At 57.8% G+C, this 26,107-nt stretch carries 22 protein-coding genes and 1 tRNA gene; 15 read left to right on the top strand and 8 right to left on the bottom strand.

The annotated features are described in order from the left end of the window. Positions 1 to 4 precede the first annotated feature (4 nt). Positions 5 to 934, bottom strand: coding sequence for a folate-binding protein YgfZ (locus BJL95_RS01775; protein ID WP_071155032.1), 930 nt, complete (start codon positions 932 to 934; stop codon positions 5 to 7). Between the two features lie 62 nt (positions 935 to 996). Between BJL95_RS01775 and BJL95_RS25985 the strand changes: the two genes are divergently transcribed. Genes BJL95_RS25985 through BJL95_RS01790 form a run of 3 tightly spaced genes read left to right on the top strand, consistent with a single transcriptional unit; the run spans position 997 to position 3,499 of the window. Beyond that, on the top strand, positions 997 to 1,434 hold the full coding sequence (locus tag BJL95_RS25985; RefSeq protein ID WP_071155033.1) for a protein YgfX: 438 nt from the start codon (positions 997 to 999) through the stop codon (positions 1,432 to 1,434). Between the two features lie 8 nt (positions 1,435 to 1,442). After that, positions 1,443 to 2,297 (top strand): HDOD domain-containing protein, encoded by an 855-nt coding sequence (locus BJL95_RS01785; protein ID WP_071155034.1) that lies wholly within the window; start codon positions 1,443 to 1,445, stop codon positions 2,295 to 2,297. Next, positions 2,297 to 3,499: a sensor domain-containing diguanylate cyclase gene (locus tag BJL95_RS01790; RefSeq protein WP_071155035.1), complete on the top strand. Its 1,203-nt coding sequence runs from the start codon at positions 2,297 to 2,299 to the stop codon at positions 3,497 to 3,499. Before BJL95_RS01785 ends, BJL95_RS01790 begins: the two co-directional genes overlap by 1 nt. Before the next feature lie 60 nt (positions 3,500 to 3,559). Here the strand turns inward: BJL95_RS01790 and BJL95_RS01795 are convergent, their stop codons facing one another. Continuing rightward, complete coding sequence (locus tag BJL95_RS01795) at positions 3,560 to 4,423, bottom strand: hypothetical protein (protein ID WP_071155036.1); 864 nt, start codon at positions 4,421 to 4,423, stop codon at positions 3,560 to 3,562. Between the two features lie 149 nt (positions 4,424 to 4,572). On the opposite strand from BJL95_RS01795, the gene BJL95_RS01800 reads away from it, so the two are divergent. The 3 genes from BJL95_RS01800 (at position 4,573) to BJL95_RS01810 (ending at position 6,595) form a co-directional block, all read left to right on the top strand. Beyond that, entirely contained in the window at positions 4,573 to 5,184 is a 612-nt protein-coding gene (locus BJL95_RS01800) for a tetratricopeptide repeat protein (protein ID WP_071155037.1), read from the top strand. A gap of 192 nt (positions 5,185 to 5,376) precedes the next feature. Then, entirely contained in the window at positions 5,377 to 6,468 is a 1,092-nt protein-coding gene (gene ychF, locus BJL95_RS01805; protein WP_071155038.1) for a redox-regulated ATPase YchF, read from the top strand. Positions 6,469 to 6,518: 50 nt separating this feature from the next. Continuing rightward, positions 6,519 to 6,595, top strand: a tRNA-Met gene (locus tag BJL95_RS01810). Positions 6,596 to 6,924: 329 nt separating this feature from the next. Here the strand turns inward: BJL95_RS01810 and BJL95_RS01815 are convergent. The 5 genes from BJL95_RS01815 to BJL95_RS01835 all read right to left on the bottom strand — a co-directional run bounded on the left by BJL95_RS01815 (position 6,925) and on the right by BJL95_RS01835 (position 13,131). Continuing rightward, entirely contained in the window at positions 6,925 to 7,305 is a 381-nt protein-coding gene (locus BJL95_RS01815; RefSeq protein ID WP_083385559.1) for a transposase, read from the bottom strand. Beyond that, positions 7,302 to 7,937: a hypothetical protein gene (locus tag BJL95_RS01820; protein WP_071155039.1), complete on the bottom strand. Its 636-nt coding sequence runs from the start codon at positions 7,935 to 7,937 to the stop codon at positions 7,302 to 7,304. Before BJL95_RS01820 ends, BJL95_RS01815 begins: the two co-directional genes overlap by 4 nt. A gap of 123 nt (positions 7,938 to 8,060) precedes the next feature. After that, positions 8,061 to 8,300: a hypothetical protein gene (locus BJL95_RS01825; RefSeq protein ID WP_139306084.1), complete on the bottom strand. Its 240-nt coding sequence runs from the start codon at positions 8,298 to 8,300 to the stop codon at positions 8,061 to 8,063. Beyond that, the gene (locus BJL95_RS01830) at positions 8,285 to 10,516 is read right to left on the bottom strand and encodes a cytochrome-c peroxidase (RefSeq protein WP_071155041.1); all 2,232 of its coding nucleotides are present in this window, start codon (positions 10,514 to 10,516) and stop codon (positions 8,285 to 8,287) included. The genes BJL95_RS01825 and BJL95_RS01830 overlap by 16 nt, the downstream gene beginning before the upstream one ends. Positions 10,517 to 11,271: 755 nt before the next feature. Further along, a complete protein-coding gene (locus BJL95_RS01835; RefSeq protein ID WP_071155042.1) occupies positions 11,272 to 13,131 on the bottom strand; it encodes a hypothetical protein in 1,860 nt (619 codons plus the stop codon). A 512-nt stretch (positions 13,132 to 13,643) separates the two neighbouring features. On the opposite strand from BJL95_RS01835, the gene hyfB reads away from it, so the two are divergent. The 8 genes from hyfB (at position 13,644) to pntB (ending at position 24,200) form a co-directional block, all read left to right on the top strand. Beyond that, positions 13,644 to 15,776: a hydrogenase 4 subunit B gene (gene hyfB / locus BJL95_RS01840; RefSeq protein ID WP_071155043.1), complete on the top strand. Its 2,133-nt coding sequence runs from the start codon at positions 13,644 to 13,646 to the stop codon at positions 15,774 to 15,776. After that, positions 15,773 to 16,717, top strand: coding sequence for a respiratory chain complex I subunit 1 family protein (locus tag BJL95_RS01845; protein ID WP_071155044.1), 945 nt, complete (start codon positions 15,773 to 15,775; stop codon positions 16,715 to 16,717). Before hyfB ends, BJL95_RS01845 begins: the two co-directional genes overlap by 4 nt. After that, positions 16,717 to 17,394, top strand: a complete 678-nt coding sequence (locus BJL95_RS01850) for a hypothetical protein (RefSeq protein WP_064029007.1) — start codon at positions 16,717 to 16,719, stop codon at positions 17,392 to 17,394. Before BJL95_RS01845 ends, BJL95_RS01850 begins: the two co-directional genes overlap by 1 nt. Beyond that, a complete protein-coding gene (locus BJL95_RS01855) occupies positions 17,391 to 18,854 on the top strand; it encodes a hydrogenase 4 subunit F (protein ID WP_071155045.1) in 1,464 nt (487 codons plus the stop codon). Before BJL95_RS01850 ends, BJL95_RS01855 begins: the two co-directional genes overlap by 4 nt. After that, complete coding sequence (locus BJL95_RS01860) at positions 18,851 to 20,431, top strand: NADH-quinone oxidoreductase subunit C (protein ID WP_071155046.1); 1,581 nt, start codon at positions 18,851 to 18,853, stop codon at positions 20,429 to 20,431. Before BJL95_RS01855 ends, BJL95_RS01860 begins: the two co-directional genes overlap by 4 nt. A gap of 9 nt (positions 20,432 to 20,440) precedes the next feature. After that, on the top strand, positions 20,441 to 20,950 hold the full coding sequence (locus BJL95_RS01865) for an NADH-quinone oxidoreductase subunit B family protein (RefSeq protein WP_071155047.1): 510 nt from the start codon (positions 20,441 to 20,443) through the stop codon (positions 20,948 to 20,950). A gap of 292 nt (positions 20,951 to 21,242) precedes the next feature. After that, complete coding sequence (locus tag BJL95_RS01870) at positions 21,243 to 22,796, top strand: Re/Si-specific NAD(P)(+) transhydrogenase subunit alpha (RefSeq protein WP_071155048.1); 1,554 nt, start codon at positions 21,243 to 21,245, stop codon at positions 22,794 to 22,796. A gap of 12 nt (positions 22,797 to 22,808) precedes the next feature. Then, positions 22,809 to 24,200: a Re/Si-specific NAD(P)(+) transhydrogenase subunit beta gene (gene pntB / locus BJL95_RS01875; protein WP_071155049.1), complete on the top strand. Its 1,392-nt coding sequence runs from the start codon at positions 22,809 to 22,811 to the stop codon at positions 24,198 to 24,200. Positions 24,201 to 24,402: 202 nt separating this feature from the next. On the opposite strand, the gene BJL95_RS01880 is transcribed toward pntB, so the two are convergent. Further along, the gene (locus BJL95_RS01880) at positions 24,403 to 25,527 is read right to left on the bottom strand and encodes a hypothetical protein (RefSeq protein WP_071155050.1); all 1,125 of its coding nucleotides are present in this window, start codon (positions 25,525 to 25,527) and stop codon (positions 24,403 to 24,405) included. Positions 25,528 to 25,761: 234 nt separating this feature from the next. Between BJL95_RS01880 and BJL95_RS01885 the strand changes: the two genes are divergently transcribed. Then, positions 25,762 to 26,100 carry a helix-turn-helix transcriptional regulator gene (locus tag BJL95_RS01885; RefSeq protein WP_071155051.1) on the top strand — a complete coding sequence of 113 codons (339 nt, stop codon included), beginning with the start codon at positions 25,762 to 25,764 and terminating at the stop codon, positions 26,098 to 26,100. Positions 26,101 to 26,107 lie beyond the last annotated feature (7 nt).

Consider the following 26,107-nt stretch of genomic DNA (forward strand, 5'->3'; position numbering starts at 1 on the left):
TGCCCTATTCGGCGAGGATTAAACTAAGCGGCGTCTGATGTTCGTCGCCAAGTATAAAGCGTTTTGACTCGCCTTCAAGCGCGTGTAATACCAGTAGCAAGCGGGTGTCGCCGTTGTGAGCGGAGCTCAGCACGCTGCCGACGGTTTGACCTGTGTCGCCATCCAACACCGGTGTACCCGGTGCGATCGTCAATTCGCCGGCACAGCCGCCAACAAGCAATTGCCGTTTCACCTTACCAAGATAATGGCTTCTGGCGACGATTTCCTGGCCGGTGTAACAGCCTTTGGTGAAGCTGATGCCGCCGAGGCCGTCGATGTTGAGCATTTGCGGCAAGTGTTGTTCGGATTGAGACGCATCGAACCAAGGCAAACCGTCAAGCATATCCTGGTAGCGCCAATCGGTTTCAGGTCGGCTAATTAAGTCTGTTAGTATGGCGCTATCGTGCTTTGCCAAGATCAAAAACCGACGGTGGCCGGGCAGTTTGACTATCGTTAGCGGTGCGTGGCCGACCGACCAATCCTTCTCCGGCAACGGAAGCGAGTGGAATTCGTGGCCGGCCGCAATCGTCAGCCCGGCGACGCTTAGACGGTCGCTGGCGTCGCCGAGAGTCACGGCGGCGCGCAACACGTATTTGCGCAGTTTTTCGATAACCGGGGTGGCTAGCGAGGTTGGCATTACCAACCAATAGCCGTTGGTTTTTTTTATCACCAGCAAGGTACTGATGACCCGACCCTTGGCATTGCAAAAGGCCGCGATACTGGCTTGGGTTTCGCTGATCTGCTGAATGTCGCACGTCAGCTGACCTTGCAAAAACCGGGCGCTGTCGGCGCCGATGACCTCGATCGCGGCTAGCCCGGTGGCCGGGTAAAGAGTGGCATGCTCGTCACGCGGATCAAGATTGTCGGGCAGTTTGTCGATCGTATCGGTGTTCATGTTTAAGTTTAAAGGTGGCTTCCGCTATTAGTTTACCGTAGCCTGATCGCGAGATCGTTTTAATGAAGCGAAATTTCGAACCTCCGTTGCAGTTTGCCGTCCGTGAGTCGCGATCGGCGCTCAAAATGTTGTGTGGCCTGCACGCCGCGGCACTGTACGCTTGCTTTGAGAACGGCATGCCGTTGGTCTATCGGTTGGCGGCGGCCGGCTTATTGATTTTGACGGCGGTTAACAGCGGGGTGTTTCGAAAAACACGGCCATTTTTTCTGCGCTATACTCCGGGCGGCGGCTGGGAAATATCGGCGGACCTTGAAGCATTTCAGCCGATACGAATCGAATCAACTACGGTGACAACTCGGATGCTGACAATTTTGCATTATCGGACGGATGGCGGAAGTGTCGAGAGGTTGCCGATTTTTCGGGATGCACTGCCCGAGAACGACTATCGCAGATTGGTCGTCAGTCTAAAAATTTCCGGCTTTTCGCGAGATAGACGCTAGTGAATGCGATGGAAACCTTGCAGTTGCAAGTCGGGGCGCTAAAAAATTTGCCGGTATTGCCCCAAGCCAGTTTGCAAATTTTGCAGGCGATTAACACGCCGGATATTTCCATTGACCGTCTGGTCGCGGCGCTTTCGACGTCGCCGAGTTTAGTGGCTCGCCTGTTGGGATTGGCTAATTCCGCGTATTTTTCGCGAGGCAAGACGACTACCGACATTCGGAGCGCGGTGTTTCAGGTTTTGGGGCTGGATTTAGTCAAGGGCTTGGCGTTAGGGGTGATTTTTAACGTCCAGTTCGATACCGGTAAATGTCAAACTTTCGAAAGCGACTATTTTTGGATGCGTTCCCTGGTCACGGCGGTCGCCGCGCAAAAGCTGGCCTCGGAAATAGGCGCGCTGCAACATTTGGCGCCGTCTACCGTATATACCAGCGGCTTGTTATTGGACATCGGTATATTGGCCTTGGGATTTCTGGCGCCGGATCAACTTAACCAGATCTTTATCGCCGCCGAGCGTGGCCCGGAACGAGTGACCGATTTGGTCAGCGATCAGTTTGGTCTCAGTCATTTTCAAATCGGCGGGGCTCTATTAAAAAAATGGCATTTGCCGGAGTTGTATCAGTTGGTCTTGTCTGAGTATCAGCGCCACGAATATGTCGGGCAGGAGCAGTCGTTGTTGGATTTGTTACGTCTTTGTCGACGGCTCAGCGCGGAGTTCGCCTCTGGCGTCGAATTCGAGCCGGCCGCTTATTTGCAGAATTGTCAGGCGTTGCGGTTGCCGATCGAGACGTTGAACGCGATAGCCGAGCAGTTGCTGGAAAGCCGGGTGGCAATGCAGCAATTGGCCTACGTGATGGGGAACTGATGGCCGACAATAGTTATGGTTCCGGGACGAACGGCGGTGCTTACGGATTCGGCATGCACGATCTGGTGGTGGACTTGTTCAACGCGCTTTCGACCGTTAAAGAACTGTCGGAAGTCAGCTATCAGGCCGACGATGAAAAACAATTGATTCGCCGGGCCTTGGCCAGTTTGATCCAAAATCAGGACATGGAACGTTGTTCTTTTTTTGCGGTGGACGGCGATGGCTGGTTAACCAATGTGGTCGGCCTGAGTTTTGTCGAACTGAACTTGCCGGAGGTGCCGGCCGGCGACACGACCCGATTCAAGGTCGGGGACGGCGTGATCGGTTTGGCCGCATCTACGGGGCAATTGCAGTATTGTCAGAACTGCCTCGAGGACGAACGCTTCAGCTCGGAAAGCGACAGCGCCGCGATGCCGGGTTCGTTGATCAGTGTGCCGGTGTTTACTTGCGACGAGCAATTGATCGGGGTCTTGAACGTTTCGCATCCGCTGCCGTATTTCTTCACCGATTGGCATATGCGCTTGCTGGAAATCTACAAGAACATGTTGGGTCAATTGATAACGACTCGGCGATTGCTGCGACAAATGGATCAGCAGATTGCGCTAAGAACCTCGCAATTGGAGTCATTGGTTGCCGAGACCAAGCAACTCAAAGACCATTTCGCCAGTATGTCGATGCTCGACCAACTGACGGGATTGCACAATCGCCGCTACTTTTACGACCAAGTGGAAATCGCAATTTCGCATCACAAGCGCTACCGGAACAGCTTCTGCCTGCTGGTAATGGATATCGATTTCTTCAAGCGCATCAACGATCTCTACGGGCACTTGTTTGGGGATGAAGTTCTGGTAGGGGTGTCCGAAGCACTCAAAAAACTGGTCAGGGCTAGCGATATCCTGGTTCGGTTTGGCGGGGAAGAATTCGTGCTGGTATTCACCAATACTTGCTGCGAGGGCGGCTACGCGTTGGCGGAACGTATCCGGCAGGAAATCAAGACCTTGCGCTGGCATGTCGGGCTGGAAACGGTCAACGTGACGTTGAGCGTGGGTTTGCATTGCGTCGATAGCGGTTACCACGATACCCACGAAGCCATCGATATCGACGACATCATTCATTGCGCCGACTTGGCGCTTTATCAAGCCAAAACCAGCGGCCGGGACCGTATCGTGGTGTACTCCAACGGTTTGACCAAAGACGGTTGAATTCGCCGCGGCAATAAAAAAGGCGCCGGTTAAGCGCCTTTAACGAGTGCCGGCCTGGCGCTATTTTACTTTCAACGAACCGCCGGTACCCAAACCGTCTTGTACGTCTTGCGCTTTATAGTTGCGTACGGCGATGACCATATTGTTGTAAGCGTCGAAGAATGCCGCCGCGATGGCTTGGCCTTCCGGCGTGCGCGAGAAGGAACTGACACCGCCGCCGACCCCGCCTCCGAGCAGATAACCCCAGCCGCCGATACCGGCGGCCGCGGAAAAGTTGGTATTGTTGGCGGTGGCGCTGCCAGAGGAAATCGCGACTTGTACCGTCGAACGGATGTCCGTCAAGGTCAATGCCACATCCGAGGTTCTGGTCTCGACCGAGTTCGACAAGGCGCCAGCGGCCGCGCCCAGTGCGCCCAGGCCGGCCGCGCTCAGACCAATGCCGACCAGACCGGCGCCGATGTTGTTGCTGTTGCCGCTCGTGGCTTCGTTGGCGACGATGACTTGCGGATCGAGCAGATAATCGGCGGCGACGCGTTGGCCTTTGTGTTGCTTGGAGCCTGAGCGGTATTCGCCGGAGTCGCGCTGCTCGCCGGTGATTTCATTGATCAGCGCCCGAGTGGCCCTGTTGCCGATAGAGGTTAAAACAAAGCAATTCGATTGTTGCACCGCCAGCCGAATCAAGGGTTCGACTGTGGTTACGTTGCTGGAGCCGCTGAAGCGGCCGTCGGCCACGGCCAAGGTTCCCAGCGGGGTAGCGCAACGCTCCAAGGATTTATTCGCATTCACACTGGTTGCTCCCCCCGCGGAACCGGTTACCATTTGGCTGCTGCCGCCCGTTTGCAATCCCGCTTGTTGCGTGGCGCAGCCGCTTAGGGTCGCCATGACAGCCGATAGCCAGATTTTGTTAGTGGGCCGTTTGCTCATAAAAACTCCTCAGTTGTGTGGGTCAATTCTCTTTGAAAATACACGGGGGTGAACGTGAAAACCAGTTGTCTAACGCGCCGATTAGCAAATAAGATAGGCCGGCATGATAGCTCAAGTTAGAAACTAACGCGATAACGAGACCGACAAATATGAAAGCATCGTTCTGGATAGCAATTCTATGGGAAATCGCGACTTTGCCGGGGTGTACGCAGACGCCGCCGCCGGTCGCAAACGTCAACACCGTTACCATTTGCGACGAAAGCGGTTGCGCCGACCGGCCCAGGAATTACGCAAGCTTCGACCCGGCCAAACGCAGTCCGGAGGAGGAAGCCGCCAATCAGCGGATGGCCGATCTGGAAGCCCTCGCGGAAAAAGACCCTTCCGCCGCCTACGATTTAGCATTACGGCTATTTCGCGGTGACGGCATCAAACAAAATACGCATAAATCCGTGGAATGGATGCGCAGCGCCGGCGAGCGCGGGCATTTCGAAGCCCAGAAAGCGCTGGGACGTTTGTACTTGACCGGCTTGGGCGAAATGGGGTCGGACCCCGGCGAGGCCGAAAAATGGCTGAGCATGACCGCGAGCAAGGGCGACAAAGAGGCGCGTACGCTGCTAAAGGAAGCTACCCAAGCTCGGCAAACCTTGCAAAGCAACTACCGCTATTGGGATCGCTGGCGTTCGACCTTCTATAACTATTGGTCTAGCGGATATAACTACCACTGGCGCTGGGACACCGGGCGTTGGTATTACAACTACTAAGCGTTAGGCGGCTATTGCCGTCATTGTTTTCGTGGCGACCGCTTAAATCCAGTGGCTTTCATCCGGAGATTTGGCATCGAGATACCGCGTTTGTCCTGATGTTTGCTGGCCCATTCCTTGCTATAATTCCGGGCTTTTCGTACTCCGGCCCCGCCGGGTTTCATCGACTCTCATCACTGCTGAATTATTGCCATGGCACTTCATTGCGGAATCGTTGGCTTGCCCAACGTCGGTAAATCGACTTTATTCAATGCGTTGACCAAAGCCACGATCGCCGCCGAAAACTATCCCTTTTGCACCATCGATCCCAACGTCGGCGTGGTCCCGGTCCCCGATCCGCGCATGGATAAACTGGCGGAAATCGTCAAACCCGAGCGCATACTGCCGACGACGATAGAATTCGTCGATATTGCCGGACTGGTGGCCGGTGCGTCCAAGGGCGAAGGCTTGGGTAACCAATTTCTGGGAAATATCCGCGAAACCGATGCCATTGTTCATGTCGTCAGATGCTTTGAAGACGACAACGTTATTCACGTGGCGGGCAAGGTCGATCCGATTGGCGATATTGAGGTGATCAATACCGAATTGGCATTGGCCGATATGGCATCGGTCGAAAAAGCATTGCAGAAAGCGGCGAAAATCGCCAAGTCCGGAAACAAAGACGAATTGGCCCGAAAAGAAGTGTTGGAGCGGGTGTTGGAACAATTGAATCGGGGTGAGCCGGTCCGCACGCTCGGCTTGAGTGACGATGAAGTCAAGTTGATCAAGGAGTTATGCTTGATCACCATCAAGCCGACTCTATACATCGCCAACGTACAGGACGACGGTTTCGACGATAACCCGATGCTGGATCAAGTCAGGGCATTCGCGGAAAAGGAAGGCTCCTCGGTTGTCGCGGTCTGCGCAGCAATCGAAGCCGAGATCGCTCAGCTCGAAGACGAAGAGAAAAAGGAGTTTTTGCAGGATCTGGGTTTGGATGAACCAGGGCTGGATCGCGTCGTTCGCGCCGCCTATCAGTTGTTGAATTTGTCCACTTATTTTACAGCCGGCGTCAAGGAAGTCCGCGCTTGGACCATTCCCGTGAACGCGACCGCGCCGCAAGCCGCGGGCGTTATCCACTCCGATTTCGAAAAAGGCTTCATCCGGGCCGAAGTGATCTCTTATCAAGATTTTGTCAGCTACAATGGCGAACAGGGCGCTAAGGATGCTGGAAAATGGCGTTTGGAAGGTAAAGAGTACAAGGTGCAAGACGGCGATGTCATGCATTTCCGTTTCAACGTTTGACACAAAAACCAGCTTGTCATACACTATGCGGCTCTTGAGTTGATGTCAGTGGCGACATAGCTCAACCGGTTAGAGCGCGGGATTCATAACCCCGAGGTTCCAGGTTCGATTCCCGGTGTCGCCACCATTTCTCGATTCAGAGAAACTCAAGGAAGATCAGAAACCCGCAAGCTATAAGGCTTGGCGGGTTTTTTATTGCGTTATCGGAAAATTACCGGCCAGTCCCAGAACTGCACCAATGGCGCGGACGGTGTATGCGCTGTTGCTAATGGGCAGATATATAAGCTCCTGTAATCTCTACCCTTGGCGCTTAAACGGTGACGATGCCGCGCACCAAGATCATTCACTGTAAGTTTGAGCGTTAACCTGAAGGAAGCGATCAAAACCGACGTCAGTTCGAAAGGGCCTTACGCCATGTCGCGGACACCAATTACGCAGATGGCAATGAATAAGCTCTTAGCAAAAAGTTAGCGTGTATTGTGAGCCAAACCCTCGGCCAATTTCGTCAATAGCCTGCTCAAGCTCATCCGGCATAAATGTTTTGAATGGCAGCCATTCATATTTCATTTTATGCCACAGCAATTCAATCCGATTCAACTCAGGGCTATAGGGCGGCAGGAAATAAAATCGAATACCTTTCTCTTCCAGCAAATCCCAATACGGCTTCAGTTTTTTGGCCGTATGAATGGACGCATTATCTAAAATCACCACCAATGGCTTGCTGACGCGTTGGACCAATGCCATCAGAAAGCCAAAAAACCACAGACCATTGACGCTTTGCCACAGCTTAGTCAGCATTAATCGACCCGATGAAAGCAAAGCGCCAATGACGTTCATCCGCTGCGCGCGTTTAGCGGTAAGCTCGTCAAATAAAGTTGAACCCACTCCACTCCTTTTCTTGCAGCTAAAACCCGTAGTTCCTCGCTTTTACGCTCATCCACAGGTGTTTGTTGCCAGTATTTTGCCGGGGGATTAAGAATCGCACTCATCAAGAAAATGCAATACGGCTGCCCGGCATTCGCCGCCTGCACGACATAACGTTCGTAATTCCGCATGTCCAAATCCCAGCGGGCGATCACCAACGCCGCCAAACATTGCGCCGATGGGTCGCCGGCGTCGGCCAGCCTGCGCAAATGGTGGTAAGCCGAGCGCTCCCACGGCATCAGCCAATGCCGACCGGAATTAACGGTGGGGCCGATATTCAACAGTTGATACGCCAGATCGGCTACTTCGAAGCCTTGTTTGGCCATGTCCAGGATCAATTGCCGGCGCCTTTCGACCGTATAAAGCGGCGGCCTTGAACCGTTGACCGCCAGCTCGTTGAACAACTGCAAATCCATGCGTTGCCGATCGGCTTCCGCTAGCGGCGGATACTCGCGCGGTGAATGGTAAGGCGGCGTGTAGATGTACCAACCCAGTACCGACAGGGCCATAACGCTAAGAACGAGCAGTATTTTTTCGAGGGGCATGTTGGCGCGAATAAGCGAACCGAATGAAGATGTGCAAAAGAGCGTATTTTATAAAAATGACAAATCAATGACATCGGCTGAAGTCAGCTGATTCAAGCATTGTTCTATTCGCTAGGCGTTGATTTATAAGTCTTTTACGTCAGTGCTCGTCCCGGGGCGAATAGGATTAAATCCTTCCTGCTTACCCACGGCCGTGGCGTGAACCGAATGGTCGTGGGTATCGACGAAATGGGCGCTTTGATTGCCGATTAAATCGGGATGGTTCAAATCAGCGGCTTGCCGGCCGACGGCGAATTGGCCGCTGGGCTCCAGTACCAAGACATTGACGCCTTGTCCGCGATTGCCGTTTATTCCAATACGCAACTGCCCGTCGGCGTCAGGATCGCGTCGTTGGGGTCCAGGTCCAGGAAGGTGGGCAGCGGGTGGTGGGAGCCGCTCGCGCCGACCGCGCCGATTCTCGCCAGCGGTTGGTAGGGGCGGCCGTCGATCGGCAGACGCAGTTCCGGATGGTCGAACGGCGCTTTTTGGTAGCGCACGCGTTGGTCGGTCAACGACACCAGAAAGGAGACCAGTTCTTCCTCTTGCAGGTCGGTCAAGCCCAGCGGTTTGATGTTGGGGGCGAGATCCGGCGCGTTGAAGTGGCAAAAGTTGCCGCCGCGATTGTAAAACTGCACCACCTGCCGTAACGTCGCGACGCCGCCGTTGTGAAAGTAGGGGCCGGTCAATTGGCTGTTGCGCAGGCCGGGGGTTTTGAAAGCGCCATCGACCGCCGCCCGTTTAAAGTCCCGGTTGAGGATTTCGTCGGGATCGCAGATCTGATTATGGTTGGCATCCGTGCAGACCGCGCTGTTGCCGTCTTCGCTCAGCGCTGGAATCGCATCGTTGCCCAGAATTGGGAACGGAATCGGGTCGGGTTTTCGCGGCTCGCCGGCCGGTAAGGCTTGATTGGCTTCGAAATTCCGGCGCTGCATCAGCGCCTGACGAGCAAACGCCAGCGGTAGATTGGCATTGTCGGAGCCGCCTCGGCCCAAGTCGTCGGTGGTTGGCGTCACCGCGATATTGTAGAAGCCGCTATCGTAAAGGGCGCTGCCGTCGGCCATAGTCATCGGCCGAATCAGGTTTTTACCCTGGTTGGCGGCGCGGATCGAGGCTTTGGTCAGTTCCGGACCGGCGTGGCATTGCACGCACTGGCCCTGGTTGACGAACAGATTCAAGCCGGCCAGTTCCTTGTCGCCGAAGCCTGCGTTAAAGCGGCCGGTTTCCATCCAGACGTCGAAATAACTGCGGTCGGCGACCAACGTCGATTCGTACAGCGACACCGCCAGCCCGAAAAACAGGCTGAAGTTGTATTCCATTTGGTTGAAGACGATGCCGGGCGCTTCGATGGCTTCGTCGGATTCCCAATATTGGTCGTTAAACGCGGCCTTGATCAAATCGGCGTAAGTCGTATCCAGGCCGCGATAGGGCGCCTTGGCGAGGCCGCCCAGCACCGAGTCCTCGGGATGCACGACTTGCTGTCCCAGCGGCGTTAAGGGTTTGCCGGTCGCGGCGGATGCCGCCAACAGTTTTTTGCCGATTTCCGGAAAGCTGCGGCCGTTAGGCAGGCTGGGGTCGGTGGTTGATTTTTGACGCGGGTCGCCGAACGACATTTCCGCGAAGCTGACGGTCGGGTCCATCGCCTGCGACGCCAAACTGGCCTGGGCTAGGGAGATTTGTTCCAGGGCCAATCCGTCCGGCGTGTTGACGACGATCGCGGCGTTGGGATTTTGGTCGCCGAAACCGTCCTGGCCGTTGAAATGCGGATTGGCGCGGCCGTCCCAGAAGTTGCTGAAGTTGAACACCGCGTTGATCACCGACGGCGCGTTGCGCGGGACCGAGCGGCGCACGTTCTTCTTGCCGAACAGGTTCCAGACCGGGTCCTGGACCGGCGTGCCGCTATCGACGGCGAGGCCGGGGTTTACGTGGTCGAAAAAGGTGTACAACATGCCCATCGAGCCGGCGATGTCGTTGCTGTTACCGGTGCTGGGATCGATGGCGCTATTGGCGCCTTGGACCACGCTGTCGATGGTCTTGACGAACGGGAAGTCCTGGCGGGTTAACCTGGCGTTCGGGCCCTTGATTTCGAAATCGGCGGCATTGATTTTGTTTGCGTTGGCAAAACCGTCGATCGGATTGGTTTTGGCATTGGCTACCGCGAGAAAGCCGGGGTTGAGTTGATTTTTAGCGCGACTGTCGGCACCGGCGTGAAAATGGCAACTGGCGCAGGCCTGCACGCCGTCGCTGCCGATTTGGCTGTCCCAGAACAGCGCCTTGCCCAGTTGCAGGGCCGCTTCGCGGTTCTTGACGAAGCGGTCCAGTCCTTCCGGCAGCGGCGCGCCGCCGTCTTGTCGCACGGCCAGACGCAAGGATTCCAAGCCAAAGGAGCGAGCGTCGGCCGGCGCTTGCACGATGGTGGTATTGGCGGAGACGCCGGCACCGGCCAGCAGGCCGGTTATCAAGGCGGTGTTCAGAAAAATCCTGGCGGCTCGGGAATGGGCGGCCGGTTCGATGGTGCGTGCGCTAAACAGGTGGCGGTACATGACAGTCCTCTTGATGTTTATTCGATCATGTCCCGGAATGCTTGGATCGCAACCCCTGCGAGACCGGGTTGCCGTGACGAAGGATGGCTTGCAATCTCGCCGTTGATTCCGCGGTTTGGGTTTGGAGAAACCGGTCCGGGCGTTATTAGTGTTTCAAAATAAGGTTGGCTCGGCCGGCTGGTGGCCGGCCGAGCCAAGAAGCGAGGGACGTCCTTTTCCCTCTAGGGTTTTGGCTTAGGCCAGTACGATGCCGCCGCTGCAACGGCCGCCGACTGAACTGCCCAATTTGACAGCCAAACCAGCACGAATGTTGGATTTTACTTTCATGACACTCTCCTCTTTATACCCGTGCCCATCGCACGTCGATTCGCCGGCCCCATGCCGACTGATCCGGTTCGAGTTTGACCGCCCGCGATCCGCTGCGCCGGCGCGGTCCGACCATCCTCTATATTCAAAATCGCTGGCGCCACGCCGGAATAGGGTTGACGCCCCGTTAAACCATCCGGCCGATCCGCCCGCGCGTCCGGCCCCAACTCGATAGGCCGACCCGAAAGGCTATGTTCGCGTTAATCGTCGCCGCCGCCCCGGTATCGATCGCTCAGGCCCGGTAGCCGCGGATGGCGATGGCTAAGCGTCCTGCCGGCCGAGTTCAGGCGAACGATGCCCGAGGCGACGGTCGCGCATCCTTGTCATGATTAACGCGAACATAATCGTTAGAGGCGCTCGGCCATCCCTAGCCGAGGCCGCGTGCCGGGCTAGCCGTGCTCGCGAATGTCGATGTTGCTCTTGGTCACCCGTATCTCAACGTGGAACAACTGTTCGAAGACTTCGCCGATGTGCGGAATACGCTGGACTTCGCCGAGCAGCAGGTTGTAGATATTCAAATCCGCCGCCGAGAATTCGCGCTCGGGTTGCGGGCGGCCGAGCAGTCGATTGATCGCTTGCTGGGTTTGTTCGGCGGCGGCCAAAATGCCTTGCTCGCGGCGGAAATACTTCATCAAGCAGCGAATCAAGCGCTCGAACGCCGCCGCTTCGTAGGCCGGCCGGCCGAATTGCGTACTCAAGATGCCGCGCAATTGCGCCTCGGCGATCCGGTGATAGGCGCTAAGCGCCGGCGGCGCGATGCGTTCGGCCAAGCTGTCGGCATTCGCCGTCAGTCCCAGACCTTCGCAGGTTTTTTGATACATGTCGGCGTAGACCTTTTCCCGATCGGCCCGCCATGCTTCGCTGGCGATCAGTGATTTGGATTGCAACTGCTTGATCTGAGTTTGCACTAGCGCCTTGAACGCGTTAAATCGCTCGGAATCGACGTTCGGCCAGGTATCCAAAATCGTCCACAGCTCTTCGTAGTGGCGGCTCATCAGCGGCCATACCGAGAAAGCGATGGCGTGGGCCTGCAAGCCGTACAGGCCGTAATCCAACGCCGCCGGCAATGCGTCCAGCGCGGCCGCGACCTCCGGGGCTTGCGGAACGTCGTCCATGCCGGCCAGCGTCGTGCCGTCGACCAGCACGCCCAAAAATTCTTCGATCATCTTGCGCGGTCCGGCGCAAACGCCGTGCGCGGACTGAAACACGTAGTTGCGTTCGGCGTAGTCGTAAATGCCTTGGGCTGTCATCGGCGCGTCCGGGGCGAGCGTGGTTTCGACGACCGGCAGGAACAGCATTTGATGGGTGGTCATCCGCACACCGTCGGTGACGCGGTACATCGATGACAACACCGGATGCAACTCGCCGTTCGCGACGCGGGGCGCGGTTTTCATTAGTTGGTAGGCCGGAACCGCCAGCACCAGCGCCGATAATCGCTCCAAATGACCGACGGTCCAGCCGGCGCGGGCTTCCGGAAAACGCCGCAGATAGGCTTCGCGGATTTGCAGCAAGGCGGCCATCGCCGGCAACCAATGCTGGCCCATGCTTTTCAGCGCGGTCAAATTCATCGGCCGCTCGTTTTGGTAGCGGCTGCCGGGGTAGGGGCAGGTCGTCCATTCGGTCGGCACTTCGACGCGCAACGGTTTCGGGAAGACGTTGGATTCGCCGACTTGGCGGCCTTCGTTATCCATCGCGATATGAGCCACCCGAAATACCGGGATCATCAATTCCAGATAGCCCAATTCCACCGGTCGGCCGGTCAGTTCGGCCATGATGGCCTCGCATTCGAACCAAGTGCGCGGCGATTGACCGGGAGCCGTTGGTAGTAGGTGGTTGGCGCCGGTTTGCGCCATTTTAGGGGCGGGTGCCGGGTTGGTGGTTTGCAGGATGCCTTGTAGAATCAACTCTTCAAGCAGATCCTTAACCACCGGCCAATCGTAGCCCTGGCCCCAACCGGTGGCGCTTTTGGCTGGAAAGCTGGCTTGCTTGGCCAGGTTTTCGCCGAATGCGAACAACTCGGGTTCGTCGAAGCTGATTTCCTTGTCTTCGTAATAAAGGCGTAGTTCGGTGGCGCCGCTCTCGTTGGTGACGTATTGGGCAATCGTGCGTTTGTGCATCGGCAGAAACAGCAGATCGTCCTGGCGCAGTTCGGCCGGTTCCGGCGTCTCGGTCACGCCGGCGTGAAACGGGCAGCCGCCGCCGTGCTGGGTGTCATCGGTCCGCGATCTTTCCAAAATCGGCTGGCTCATCGCGCATACCTCCGGAGTGGGTTGAAATCGAATGGCGCGTTTGTCAACGATGCGCCGGCTCTAAGGACTGGAATCCCGTGCCGGCGGTCGTTTCTGTTGTCTTCCGCGACCGTTTCGGCGTAATGAAACAATAAATCCAGCGCCGGTTGGCGTCTGTGAATAACGGCATCGGCGCTTTGCGAGATAACTCACTTGACACCGGAAAGTGGGCGTACAGTGTTCGTCAGACCGTGTGGCGTAAGTCGTTCCGATGCTTTGCTTAGGCAGGGGGGAGACTGCTTCAGTGTGGTGAAACTGGTTCGGATCAACCAATTGCGCCGGTTGAAATCAACCAAAAGTTTCGCTGGAGAGTCGATCAAGCGCACGGTGATGGTTCGATCGCTTGTTTTGTAAGGGCGTTAACGCGATTGGCTCGGGTATTGCCTGAGCGCAACTGTCGTAATCCAAGATCGGCGAGGTGTGGTGATGAACAGTTCGGAAGCGAATTCGGCTAAAACCGGCGAGACAGCCCCATGGCGTTGATACTGGCCTATGCCGCGGTCCTGTTGAGTTTCGCGTCCGGGCTGTTGGCGCTGCTGGTCAACCGACGCGCCGATCTGCTTCGGCTCGGCCACGCCGCGTTCGGGCGTTTGCCGGGCGGGCGGCCATGGCGGCCTAGCGCCGATGCCTGGTTGGAAGAGAGCCGGTACGCGGTGTTAATGAAAGCCACGGTATTTAGGCTGCTGGGAGCGGCGGGGGTTGCCGCGATTCTGGCCGGTTTGTGGGTGCTGTTGGGTCAAACCTCGGTGGTCACCGACCGAATTGGCTTGGGCTTGCCGTGGTTGCCTTGGCATGTACGTTTCGACGGTCTGTCCGGTTTCTTCTACTTGATAATCGGCATCGCCGTTGGCGCGGTCAGCCTGTACGGGCCGGGTTATGTCACAGCCTATCAGGAAGAAAAACATCCGTTCGCGGTGTTGGGCTTGTTCACCGGTCTGTTCGTTGCCGGTATGTTGTTGGTTCTATTGGCGGACGACGCCTTCTTTTTCATGATCGCCTGGGAGCTGATGTCGGTCGCCAGTTATTTCCTGGTGGCGTTTCAGCACGAACACCCGGCCAACCGCCGCGCCGCTTTTCTGTATTTGCTGATGGCCGAGGTCGGCGCGCTCGCCATCATTCTGGGATTTGGGGTGTTGGCGGCCTTTACCGACGGCTTTACCTTCGACGCCTTGCGTCAAGCGCAACTGTCCTCGAATTGGGCGACCTTGGCTTTCGTGCTGGCCCTGTTGGGTTTCGGCATGAAGGCCGGCATCGTGCCGATTCATGTTTGGTTGCCGGAAGCGCATCCGGTCGCGCCGTCGCATATTTCCGCGCTGATGAGCGGCGTCATGCTGAAGGTGGCCGTCTACGGACTGATCCGGTTTTGCTTCGATTTGCTGGGCGACGTGCATTGGCAATGGGGCGTCGTGCTGTTGGTGCTGGGCACGATCTCGGCCTTGGGCGGCATTCTCTATGCGATGATGCAACCCAACCTGAAACGCTTGCTGGCCTACAGTTCGGTGGAAAACATCGGCATTATCTTCATGGTGCTGGGCTTGGCGGTGATCTACATGGCCAACGGCTTTCCGCAACTGGCGGCCTTGGGTTTGTTGGCGGCCTTATTTCATGCCTTCAACCACGCCTTGTTCAAAAACCTGTTGTTTTTAGGGGCCGGCATACTGCAGCATCAGGTTCACGATTTGAATATCGATACGATGGGCGGGCTGATCCAACGCTTGCCCAAAACCAGTTTCCTGTTCTTGATCGGTTGCATGAGTATCTCGTCGCTGCCGCTGTTCAACGGTTTTGTGTCGGAGTGGCTGGCCTTCCAGACCGCACTGCAGGTAGACGTGCTGGAAAACGGCGTATTGCGCAGTCTGATACCGGTATCGGCGGCGGCCCTGGCGTTGACCGCGGCCTTGGCGGCGGCTTGCTTCGTCAAAGTGTTCGGCATGATTTTCCTGGGGTTGCCGCGTTCGCGCAACGCCGAAAAAGCCCAGGAAGTGGACGATCGCGGCATGCTGTTGGCCTTGAAATTGTTGGCTGGCTTATGTTTTTTCATCGGGATTTTTCCGGCTTTCATCATCGACTTACTCAATCAGGTGGCCAGGCAATTGTTGGGTCAAGCCTTGCCCAACGACACCGCGCTGAGCTGGTTGCGGCTGGCGCCGGTGTCGCATCAACAGGCATCCTACGCGCCGCTGTTGGTGTTGATCAGCGTTTTGTTGGCGTCCGGCGCGGCGTTCTGGTATCTGCGCCGCAATCCGGAAACTAAAACCATGCGCCGCGCGCCGGCTTGGGATTGCGGCTTCGGCGGATTGAACGCGCGCATGCAATACAGTTGCAGTGCGTTTACGATGCCGTTCCGGCGCATCTTCGCCAAGGTCTGGTTGATCGACGAGCAGATTGACAAAGACATGCACGGTGCGGGTGACATCGAGGTCGCGGCCATCCATTATCGCCTGCAAGTGCAGGATCACAGCTGGCCCAGGCTCTATCTACCCATTGCCCATGGCATCAATCAACTGGCCAGGCTGGTTGGCCGCATCCAGACCGGTAATATCCGGGTTTATCTCGGTTACTCGTTTGCTACGTTAATTTTGATGTTGTGGGTGGTCAGCCTATGAACTGGTTCGTTGCCGTGCTCCAAACCTCGCTGTTCGTGGCCTTGGCGCCGCTACTGAGCGGTTGGTTGAAATGGTGCAAATGCCATTTGCAAAATCGCCGGGCGCCGTCCTTGCTGCAACCCTATCGCGATTTGCTTAAGTTAACCCGTAAACAGCCGGTTGTGGCCGAACATGCTTCGTGGCTATTCATCTACACACCGTATATCGTGTTTTCGGCGATGGTGCTGGCCGCATCGGTGGTGCCGTTGATTGCAGTGGACTTGCCGACCTCGGCCAGCGCCGACGTGATTGTGTTGGTCGGATTTTTTGCGTTTGCCCGGTTTTTTCTGGCGCTGGCCGCGCTCGACATCGGGACCGCGTTCGGCGGCATGGGCGCGTCGCGGGAAATGACGATTTCGTCGCTGGCCGAACCGGCAATGCTGATGGCGGTGTTTACGCTGACGATGACCGCATCGACCACCAATCTGTCGCTGGCGATCGAACATGTACTCTACGAAGGCTTGGTGTTAAGGCCGTCCTTCGTGTTCGCGATGTTCGCGCTGATGCTGGTGGCGATTGCCGAGACCGGCCGGATTCCGGTCGACAACCCGACCACTCACCTGGAGCTGACGATGATCCACGAAGCGATGATCCTGGAATACAGCGGCCGCCATTTGGCGTTGATCGAGTGGGCCAGTCAGTTGAAGTTGGCGTTGTACGGGGTGTTGCTCGCCAATATCTTCGCGCCTTGGGGTATTGCGCGGGAATTGACGTTGCCGGCGCTTGGCTACGGCTTGCTGGCGATTGCGGGCAAGTTGGCGGTGTTGGCGGTGTGCTTGGCGATTTCGGAAACCCTGGTGGCGAAGATGCGCTTGTTTCGGGTGCAGGAATATCTCAGCTTCGCCTACTTGCTGGGTTTGCTGGGCATGTTGAGTCACATCATCTTGGAGGCGGCGCGCTGATGAATCTCGAACAACAGGATTTTTACACCCAGGCGATTTTGTCGATGGCCGCGCTGGTCGGTTTGACCTCGTTTCTGATGCTGGGGCAGGGGCGTTTGTTGCGGCTGATCTTCGTGTTCGCGCTGCAAGGTTTGCTGTTGACGCTGACCACGGCTTTGGCGGCCTACAGCCTGGATAGCCATCATCTTTACATTTCCGCGCTGTTGACCTTGGTGCTGAAGGTGTTGTTCATTCCGTGGATGCTGCGGCGGCAGGTACTGATGCTGAATCTGCACCGCGACGTGGAGGCCTTGAAAAACAACACCTTCGTGATGCTGGGCGGCGCGGCGCTGATGGTGTTCAGCTATTACGTGCTGCATCCCATCGTGCAGACCTCGTCGGCGGTGATGTTGAATGCATTGGCGGTCAGCCTGTCGGTGGTGCTGCTGGGGATGTTGTTGATGATTTCGCATCGCCAGGCGATTGCCCACGTGGTCGGCTTCATGTCCATCGAAAACGGATTGTTTTTCGCCGCCATCGTGGCCACGCGCGGCATGCCGATGGTCGTCGAATTGGGGATAGCCTTCGACGTGCTGGTCGCGGCGGTGTTGTTCGGGATCTTTTTCTTTCATATCAGCACCAGCATCGACTCGCTGGATGTCGATCGCATGAACCGTTTGCACGAGGTGGACCGATGATCGCCGCTTATCTGGTCATGTTGATTCCGCTGATTGGCATCCTGTTTTTCGCGTTTGTCGGTCACCAGCGCGAAACCGGCCAACTCAACGTGCGCTTCAACGCCGTTACGTTGCTGGCGACGATTTGGCTGGCGGTCAATGTGCTGAACAACGGCACCATTCTGTCGGCCGGCAAGGCCTTCATCGTCGATTCGTTCAACGTGTATCTGATCGTGTTGACCGCCTTTGTCGGCTTGACCACCTCGATTTTTTCCGCGCCTTACATGGAGCACGAAAAGCACCGGGGTAAATTGACCGAGAAGCGGCTGAAGCTGTATTACTCGATGTATCAAGGCTTTATGCTGGCAATGTATCTGGTATTGACCACCAACAACATGGGGGTGATGTGGGTGGCGATGGAGGGGGCGACGCTGGCGACCGTATTATTGGTCAGCCTTTACCGCACACCGGAATCGATAGAAGCCGCCTGGAAATATTTCATTCTGTGCGGGGTCGGTATCGCTCAGGCCTTGTTCGGCACGATTTTGCTGTATTACGCGGCGGTGCAGATCGGCGACGGCGATAACGCCTTGCTGTGGTCGGTGCTGTTCGACAACGCCGCGCGCTTGAATCCGGAAATTTTGGAGCTGGCCTTCGTGTTCATGCTGATCGGTTACGGCACCAAGATTGGTTTGGTGCCCTTGCACAACTGGTTGCCGGATGCGCATTCCGAAGGCCCGACGCCGATGTCGGCGGTGTTGTCCGGATTGTTGCTCAACGACGCCTTGTACGCGGTGGTGCGCAATAAGATGCTGGTGGACGGCGCCACCCACACCAACATGGCCGGTTTGTTGATGATGGGATTCGGCTTGCTGTCGTTTTTGGTGGCCGCCTTGTTTTTGCACCGGCAAAAAGACATCAAGCGCTTGTTCAGTTACTCGTCGATAGAGCACATGGGCGTGATGACCTTTGCCTTCGGCATGGGCGGCGCATCGGCGACCTTCGCGGCGCTGCTGCACATGACGGTGCATTCGTTGACCAAATCGGCGATCTTCGTGACAGTGGGCCATGCCGCGCAACTGGCGGGCACCCAGCAGATGGAGAAAATTCGCGGTTTGATCAAAACTCAACCCGAGATCGGTTGGGGGCTGTTGATCGGTACCGTGGCGATTGCCGGCTTTCCGCCGTTCGGCGTGTTCACCAGTGAGTTTTTGGTATTGGTGGCGACGATGCATAGTTATCCGTGGCTGGCGCCGGTATTGTTGCTGGGAATAGGCGTTGCCTTCGCCGGGCTGTTTCGCCACATTCAACCCATCGTCTACGGCGAGCGCCCCGAGGGCCAGCAGCCGATTAAAGCCAATCTGTGGCCGGTGATGATTCATCTGGCGCTGGTATTGTGGTTGGGTCTGGCAATTCCCGATTTTCTGGCGAATTGGTTTTCGCAAGCCACGCAGTTGATTTCCGGGAGCGTGCCGCTATGAGCAATCCGAATTGGACCCAAGCCTTGCGCTCATCCCTCTCGGCGGCCGGCGTCGCCGTCGAATCGGACGCCGCCGGCGACGCCATTTCCCGTTGGCGGGTGGCTTCCGAACATTGGCGCACGTTGGCCGAGCTGGCGCTAGCCGATAGCGTGCGCTGGTCGGCCGGCTGGGCCCAACAACGCGCGGCCGGTTTTGTCGTGCATGTATTGCTGGAAAAACACGGCGTTTATCTTTGGGCGCAAACCGAGCTGGGTCCGGCAAAGCCGGAAGTGCCCAGTCAGGCCGGCGTGTATCCGGCCGCCAATCGCAGCGAGCGCCACACCCAGGATATGTTCGGCATCCAGTTCGTCGGCCATCCGGATAACCGGCCCTGGACGCGCCACAAGGCATGGGACAAGCACCAACATCCGCTATGCAAGGATTTTCCGGTCGAGGGCCGGCCGGAAACCGTGACGCCGCCGGACATGGATTATGCCTTCGTTAAATCACACGGGGCCGGCACCTACGAAATCCCGGTCGGCCCGGTCCATGCCGGTATCATCGAGCCCGGCCATTTCCGCTTTCAGGCGGTCGGCGAATTGATTTTGAACTTGGAAGAACGCCTGGGTTACGTCCATAAAGGCATCGAAAAAATCGCCGAGGGCCGCGATCCGCCAGGCTTGGCCAGGTTGGCCGGCCGGGTGTCCGGCGATACGACCGTCGGCCACGCCTGGGCCGCCTGCATGGCGATGGAGCGGGCGGCCGGTGTCGACATTCCGCCGCGCGCGGCGCTGATACGCGGCATTCTGGCCGAACGCGAGCGGGTCGCCAATCATCTTGGCGACATCGGCGCGATCTGCAACGACGTGGCGTTTACGTTCGCGCAAATCCAATTTACCCGATTGCGCGAAGACTGGTTGCGCACCCAGGCCGCGATGTTCGGGCATCGGCTGATGATGGATTGCGTCGTTCCTGGCGGCGTGACATCGGACTTGTCGGCTGAGCAATGCCAAGCCATGCGCGTCGGTATCGTCAAGCTCAGAGACGAATTGGCCGATCTAATGACCACGCTGGATTTGAATTCGTCGCTGGAAGACCGTCTATATACCGCCGGATTTTTGTCCGAGGATATCGCTGCCGCCTACGGCACCGTCGGCTATGTCGGTAGGGCCAGCGGTCAGGATTTCGATGTGCGCCGCGATGCGGCCTATCCGCCCTACGACGCGGTCGGTTTCAAGGTGGCGCTGGAAAATCAGGGCGATATCGCCTCGCGTTTTTGGGTGCGTTATAAGGAAATCATCGCCTCGATGAAGCTGATCGAACAGTTTATCGACCGGCTGGCGCCGGGCGCGCTGGTCGGCGAGTGGCACATCCCGGCGGCCGGCAGCCGGGGCCTGGGCATCGTCGACGGCTGGCGCGGCGAGATCGTCAGCTTCGTGGCTTTCGAAGCCGGCAACCGCATCGCCCGGTTCTATCCGCGCGATCCCAGTCAGTTGAACTGGCCGGCACTGGAAAAATTGGTGTTGAACAACATCGTGCCGGATTTTCCGGTGTGCAACAAATCCGTGAACGGCTCCTATTCCGGCAACGACTTATAGGTAGCGGCCATGCTGAAACAGTTTAAGAAAATCCTGACCACCGGCATCGTCACCGAGCGGGTGAGCGTGCCCAAGGACGCGGAGTTGGAGGCTCTGGGCATTGAAATCAAGCGCCACGTCGACCGCAAGTTTTCCGGCAGCATCGCGATTCGTCAGGTGGATGCCGGTTCCTGCAACGGCTGCGAGTTGGAAATTCACGCGCTGAACAACCCGTATTACGACATCGAGCGCTTCGGGATTCACTTCGTCGCTTCGCCGCGCCACGCCGATGTATTGTTGGTGACCGGGCCGGTATCGCGGCACATGCAGACCGCGTTGATCCGGACCTACCAGGCCACGCCGGATCCTAAGTGGGTAGTGGCGGTCGGCGATTGCGCGACTTGCGGCGGCGAGTTCGGCGTGTCCTACGCCAGTTGCGGCGCGGTGGCGAATGTAATTCCGGTCGATGCGACGATTCCCGGCTGTCCGCCGACGCCGTTGGCGTTGATGCAAGGCTTGTTGGTGTTGATGACGCGCTAGTCCCGGCCTTGCAATGCCTGTGCCCGACCTGGGCTGTTCGCGCGGCACGGCGAAGCCGGCTCTTCGTGGCTTAACCGTCGCCCGACTTCTCGTAGCCGATCAAAATCGGCGCCGTTCAATGCCAAACTCGGGAAAATCGCCGCCTGAATAATTGACCCGGCCCGCGCCGGATGGGTTAAGCTTAACCGGTTGCCGTCCGAGTCGTCGCGGCCGTTTGGCCGCTGCTACGTCGCCGGGCAACGTTGAAGTTTGGTTAGCCATATTCCTCCCTATAACAACGACAGGAGACAACATGAGAATCGGCGTACCCAAAGAAATTCACGACGGCGAAAAACGCGTCGCTACCACGCCGGAAGCGGCGGAAAAAATCATCAAGCTGGGCTTTACAGTCTGCGTGGAATCGGGCGCCGGCGCGGCGGCCAATATCAGCGACGAAGCCTACCAGGAAGTCGGCGTCAAGATTTTGCCCGACGCCAAGGCGGTCTGGCAGGAGTCCGACATTGTCATGAAGGTCCGGGCGCCGGAACGTCACCCGGAACTGGCGATAGACGAGGCGGAATTGCTGAAAGACGGCCAGACCCTGATCAGCTTTATTTGGCCGGCCCAAAACGACGCGCTGATGCAGCAATTGGCGGCCAAAAACGCCACTGTGTTGGCGATGGATAGCGTGCCGCGCATGTCGCGAGCTCAAAAAATGGACGCGCTGAGCTCGATGGCCAATATCGCCGGCTATCGGGCGGTGATCGAAGCCGCCCAGCATTTCGGTCGTTTTTTCACCGGTCAGATCACCGCCGCTGGTAAGATACCGCCGGCCAAGGTCTTGGTCATCGGTGCCGGCGTGGCCGGTTTGGCGGCGATTGGCGCCGCCAAGGGCATGGGGGCGATCGTCCGCGCCTTCGACACTCGCCCCGAGGTCAAGGAACAGATCGAAAGCATGGACGCCGAATTTCTGATGCTGGATTTTCATGAAGACGGTTCCGGCAGCGGCGGTTACGCCAAAACCATGTCCAAGGAGTTCATCGAAGCCGAGATGGCGCTGTTCGCCCGCCAGGCGATGGAAGTGGACATCATCATCACCACCGCGCTGATTCCCGGCAAACCCGCGCCGGAACTGATTACCGCCGGCATGGTGAAATCGATGAAGCCCGGTAGCGTCATCGTCGATTTGGCCGCCGAGCAAGGCGGCAACTGCGCGCTGACCGAAAAAGACCGGGTGGTGGTCAAGCACGACGTCACCATCATCGGCTATACCAATCTGCCCAGCCGGCTGGCCAACCAGTCCAGCCAGCTTTACGCGACCAACTTGCGCCACTTGCTGACCGACTTGTGTCCGACCAAGGACGGCACGCTCAACGTCAATTTCGACGACGAAGTGATCCGCGGCGCCACCGTGATCAAGGAAGGCAAGATCACTTGGCCGCCGCCGCCGCCGAAACTCTCGGCCAGCCCGAAGCCGCTGACCGAAGCGCCAGCGGTCGAGCCCAAAGTGGAGAAACCCCAATCGGCGCTGGCGCAACTGCTGCCGATGCTGCTGGCGGGCGCCGCCTTGTTCGGCATGGGCGCCGTCGCGCCGGCGTCGTTCCTGTCGCATTTCACGGTGTTCGTGCTGGCCTGCTTTGTCGGTTATCAAGTGATCTGGAACGTCACCGCTTCGCTGCATACGCCGTTGATGAGCGTGACCAACGCGATCAGCGGCATCATCGTCATCGGTGCCTTGCTGCAAGTGTCGACGCCGAATAATTTGGTGATTACGGTATTGTCCGGCGTGGCCATCCTGATCGCGTCCATCAACATCGCCGGCGGCTTTCTGGTCACCCGGCGCATGCTCGAAATGTTCAGAAAATAAGGAGTAGGCAACATGGCACAAGGTTTAGTTACGATGTCTTACATCTCGGCATCGATTCTGTTCATTTTAAGCTTGAGCGGTCTCAGCCGGCAGGACACTTCCCGGCGCGGCAACTATTTCGGCATGTTGGGCATGGCGATCGCAATTGTCGCGACGGTGTTCGGCGGCCACGTTACAGCGTTTGGCATCCTGGCCGGCGCGCTGTTGATCGGCGGCTCGATCGGCGCCTTCGCGGCGGCGCGGGTGGAAATGACGCAAATGCCGGAACTGGTCGCGCTGATGCACAGCCTGGTCGGTATGGCGGCGGTGTTGGTCGGTTACGCCAGTTTCCTCGATCATAATTCCACGTTGGTCGGCGTCGAAAAAACCATACACGAGCTGGAAATCTACATCGGCGTGTTCATCGGCGCGGTGACCTTCTCCGGTTCGGTAATCGCCTTCGGCAAACTGTGCGGCAAGGTCACCGGCAAGCCGGTATTGCTGCCGGCCCGGCATTGGCTCAATCTGGCCCTGTTCGTCGCCACCTTCATTCTGGGCCGTCAGTTTTTGGCTAACGCCGAAGCCGGCGATGCACTGATGCCGCTGTTGATTATGACCGGCATCGCGTTGGTGTTCGGCGTGCACATGGTAATGGCGATCGGCGGCGCCGACATGCCGGTGGTGGTGTCGATGCTGAACAGCTATTCGGGCTGGGCGGCGGCGGCGACCGGCTTCATGCTCAGCAACGACTTGCTGATCGTCACCGGCGCGCTGGTCGGTTCCAGCGGCGCGATCTTGAGCTACATCATGTGCCGGGCGATGAACCGCCATTTCCTCAGCGTGATTGCCGGCGGCTTCGGCACCGCCGGCGGCGGCGAGGCGGCGGAAATCGAGGGCGAAGTCCAGCCGATCGAAGCCGAGGAAACCGCGCAACTGTTACGCGAATCCAAAAACATCGTCATCATTCCCGGCTACGGCATGGCAGTCGCCCAAGCCCAGCACACGGTCAACGAAATCACCAAGTTGCTGGTCGGGCAGGGCAAGAAGGTGCGCTTCGCGATTCACCCGGTCGCCGGCCGGATGCCCGGCCACATGAACGTGTTGCTGGCCGAAGCCAAGGTGCCTTACGACATCGTGCTGGAAATGGACGAAATCAACGACGACTTCCCGGATGTCGATGTGTCGATCGTCATCGGCGCCAACGACATCGTCAATCCATCGGCCTTGAACGATCCGAACAGTCCTATCGCCGGCATGCCGGTGCTGGAATGCTGGAAGGGCGGCACCACCATCGTCATGAAGCGCAGCATGGCCTCCGGCTATGCCGGCGTCGGCAATCCGCTGTTCGTGCTGGAAAACACCCGCATGTTGTTCGGCGATGCCAACGACAGGTTACAAGCCTTGTTGAAAGCCTTGCAGGCTTAATCTGAACGGCCGCTGTCCGGACCGCGCTGATTGGCGGGCGGGCGCGACATTCGGTAGTAGCCCCCGACCGGCACCGTTACCGGCGCCGGTCGGGGCTATCGTCATTCCTTCTCTTCAATACGAGCCGCAATCCGTGCCAAATACGGTCTGCGGCTTACTCCCGCCTTAGTCTGCAGGCGCTGCCCCAGTCGAATGGGTTGATTTAGGGCGCGGCGGCGAGCTGTTGGTGCGGCGCGCAGGCCGGACAACTGACTTCCGCCAATTGGCCGCTATGGCGATGGCGCAAGGGTCGGGCAAGACCATCTTCTTGGTTCATGGAGCGGTACAGCCGGTTTTCCTCGGCTATGACTTCCCGCTCGTGTTCGAAAGGGTAAAGATTTTGCGCCATGCCGCCGCCGGCGATGAAATGGCCGCTATCCAACAGCATCAGTTTGGCGTGCAGCAGTTCGTGCAGCAGCGCGTCGGCCGGCGATACGCCGCAGGCCGGGTTGGCGTCGCAGCCCGGTTCGGCCAGTAGTTGCGCGCCTAGTCGGGTATCGAAATAAATCGTCACGCTATCGACCCGGTATTGGTTGCCCCAGGCTTGCGCCTGCCAGGTGTTCTTGCGGTATTTCAGTAGCACTTTTTGTTGGTCCAGATCCCTGATTAGCGCCGCGACCGCCGGATAACGGGCGTAGTATGCCGCGATGCTCTCGAAATCGGCGGCGATGCTGGCCGGTTCGCCAAGCTCGGGTCGATAGGCGTTTTTCAGAAAATCCAGTATCGCGGCTGCCGCGTCGGCCGGCGCCGGTTGCGGATTCGCGACCTGTTGATAGGCGTTGGCAATGTCGGCCGCAGTCGGCGGTTGGGTTCTTCGCAACTTGATCAAGGTATGGTTGGCTTCGTCGCGACTGGCGATCGCCTGCATCGCGCCGGCCGGCGGCGCCACCAACTGCGCGGCGGGACTTGGCGGAGGCGCGAGCAAGTCGTCGGCGCTGACCGCCCGCGACCAACCCAGTAAGCCGATGCAAAACGTCAATACCAAGCCGACGTCGCGGCGGCGGTTGCCGTGAGCCGGTGGAAAGTCCAACGAACGCCGGTCTTGTCTCAGGAGTACGCCGTGCGCCTCGGCGATTGCCAGCAGTTCGCGATAAGCGTCCGCCGCCGAGACGCTCAAGTCGGCTCGACAAACCAGCGCGGCCTTGCCGTCGATGACGCAGGGATGCAGAAAATTGTGCGTCGGCCAGCGCTGGTACCAGTCGTTGAGTGCTTGGGCCAGGCGCTCGGGGTCGCGCGGCGGCCGGACGGCGGTTTGGTAGGCTTGTTGCAGCGTGCGGGTTTCGCTCATCGTGACCGTGGCATTGCTCGAATATTCAAGGGACAGCGCATTATAAAAATTTCCATAGACTCGCCACAAAATAAATGACCGTGAACGACGGCGCGGATTTGCCGTCGTTTGGCGGAGTCGTGCTTGAGTATTGCAAGTATCCGATTCGAGCCACTGCCCAGTACTGCTCAGTGCCGACTTGCCAAACCCGAAAAAATATTTAGACTATACAATAATTATTGAATAGTTAAATCGATGGATAAGGAATCAGCCGCTAAATTGTTCGAATCTCTGGCTTCCGGTGTGCGTTTGGACGTGTTCAGGTTGTTGGTTAAACACGCGCCGCAAGGTTTGGTTGCCGGCGAAATCGCTGCGGAACTGGGTTTGCCGCCGACCAATCTATCGTTTCATTTAAAAGCCCTGACCCATGCCGGGCTGGTTGACGCCACCCAGGAAGGCCGCTTTCAACGCTATCGGGCTGATTTGAACCTGATCCGCGAGTTGATCGGGTATCTGACCGAGGAGTGTTGCGCCGGCAGCCCGACGGCCTGCTTCGGACCGGAGCAAATGGCTTGCGGCGACGGCGAGTCTTGAATCAAAC

The organism is Methylomonas sp. LWB, from assembly GCF_001856095.1.
GTDB classification, from domain to species: domain Bacteria; phylum Pseudomonadota; class Gammaproteobacteria; order Methylococcales; family Methylomonadaceae; genus Methylomonas; species Methylomonas koyamae_A.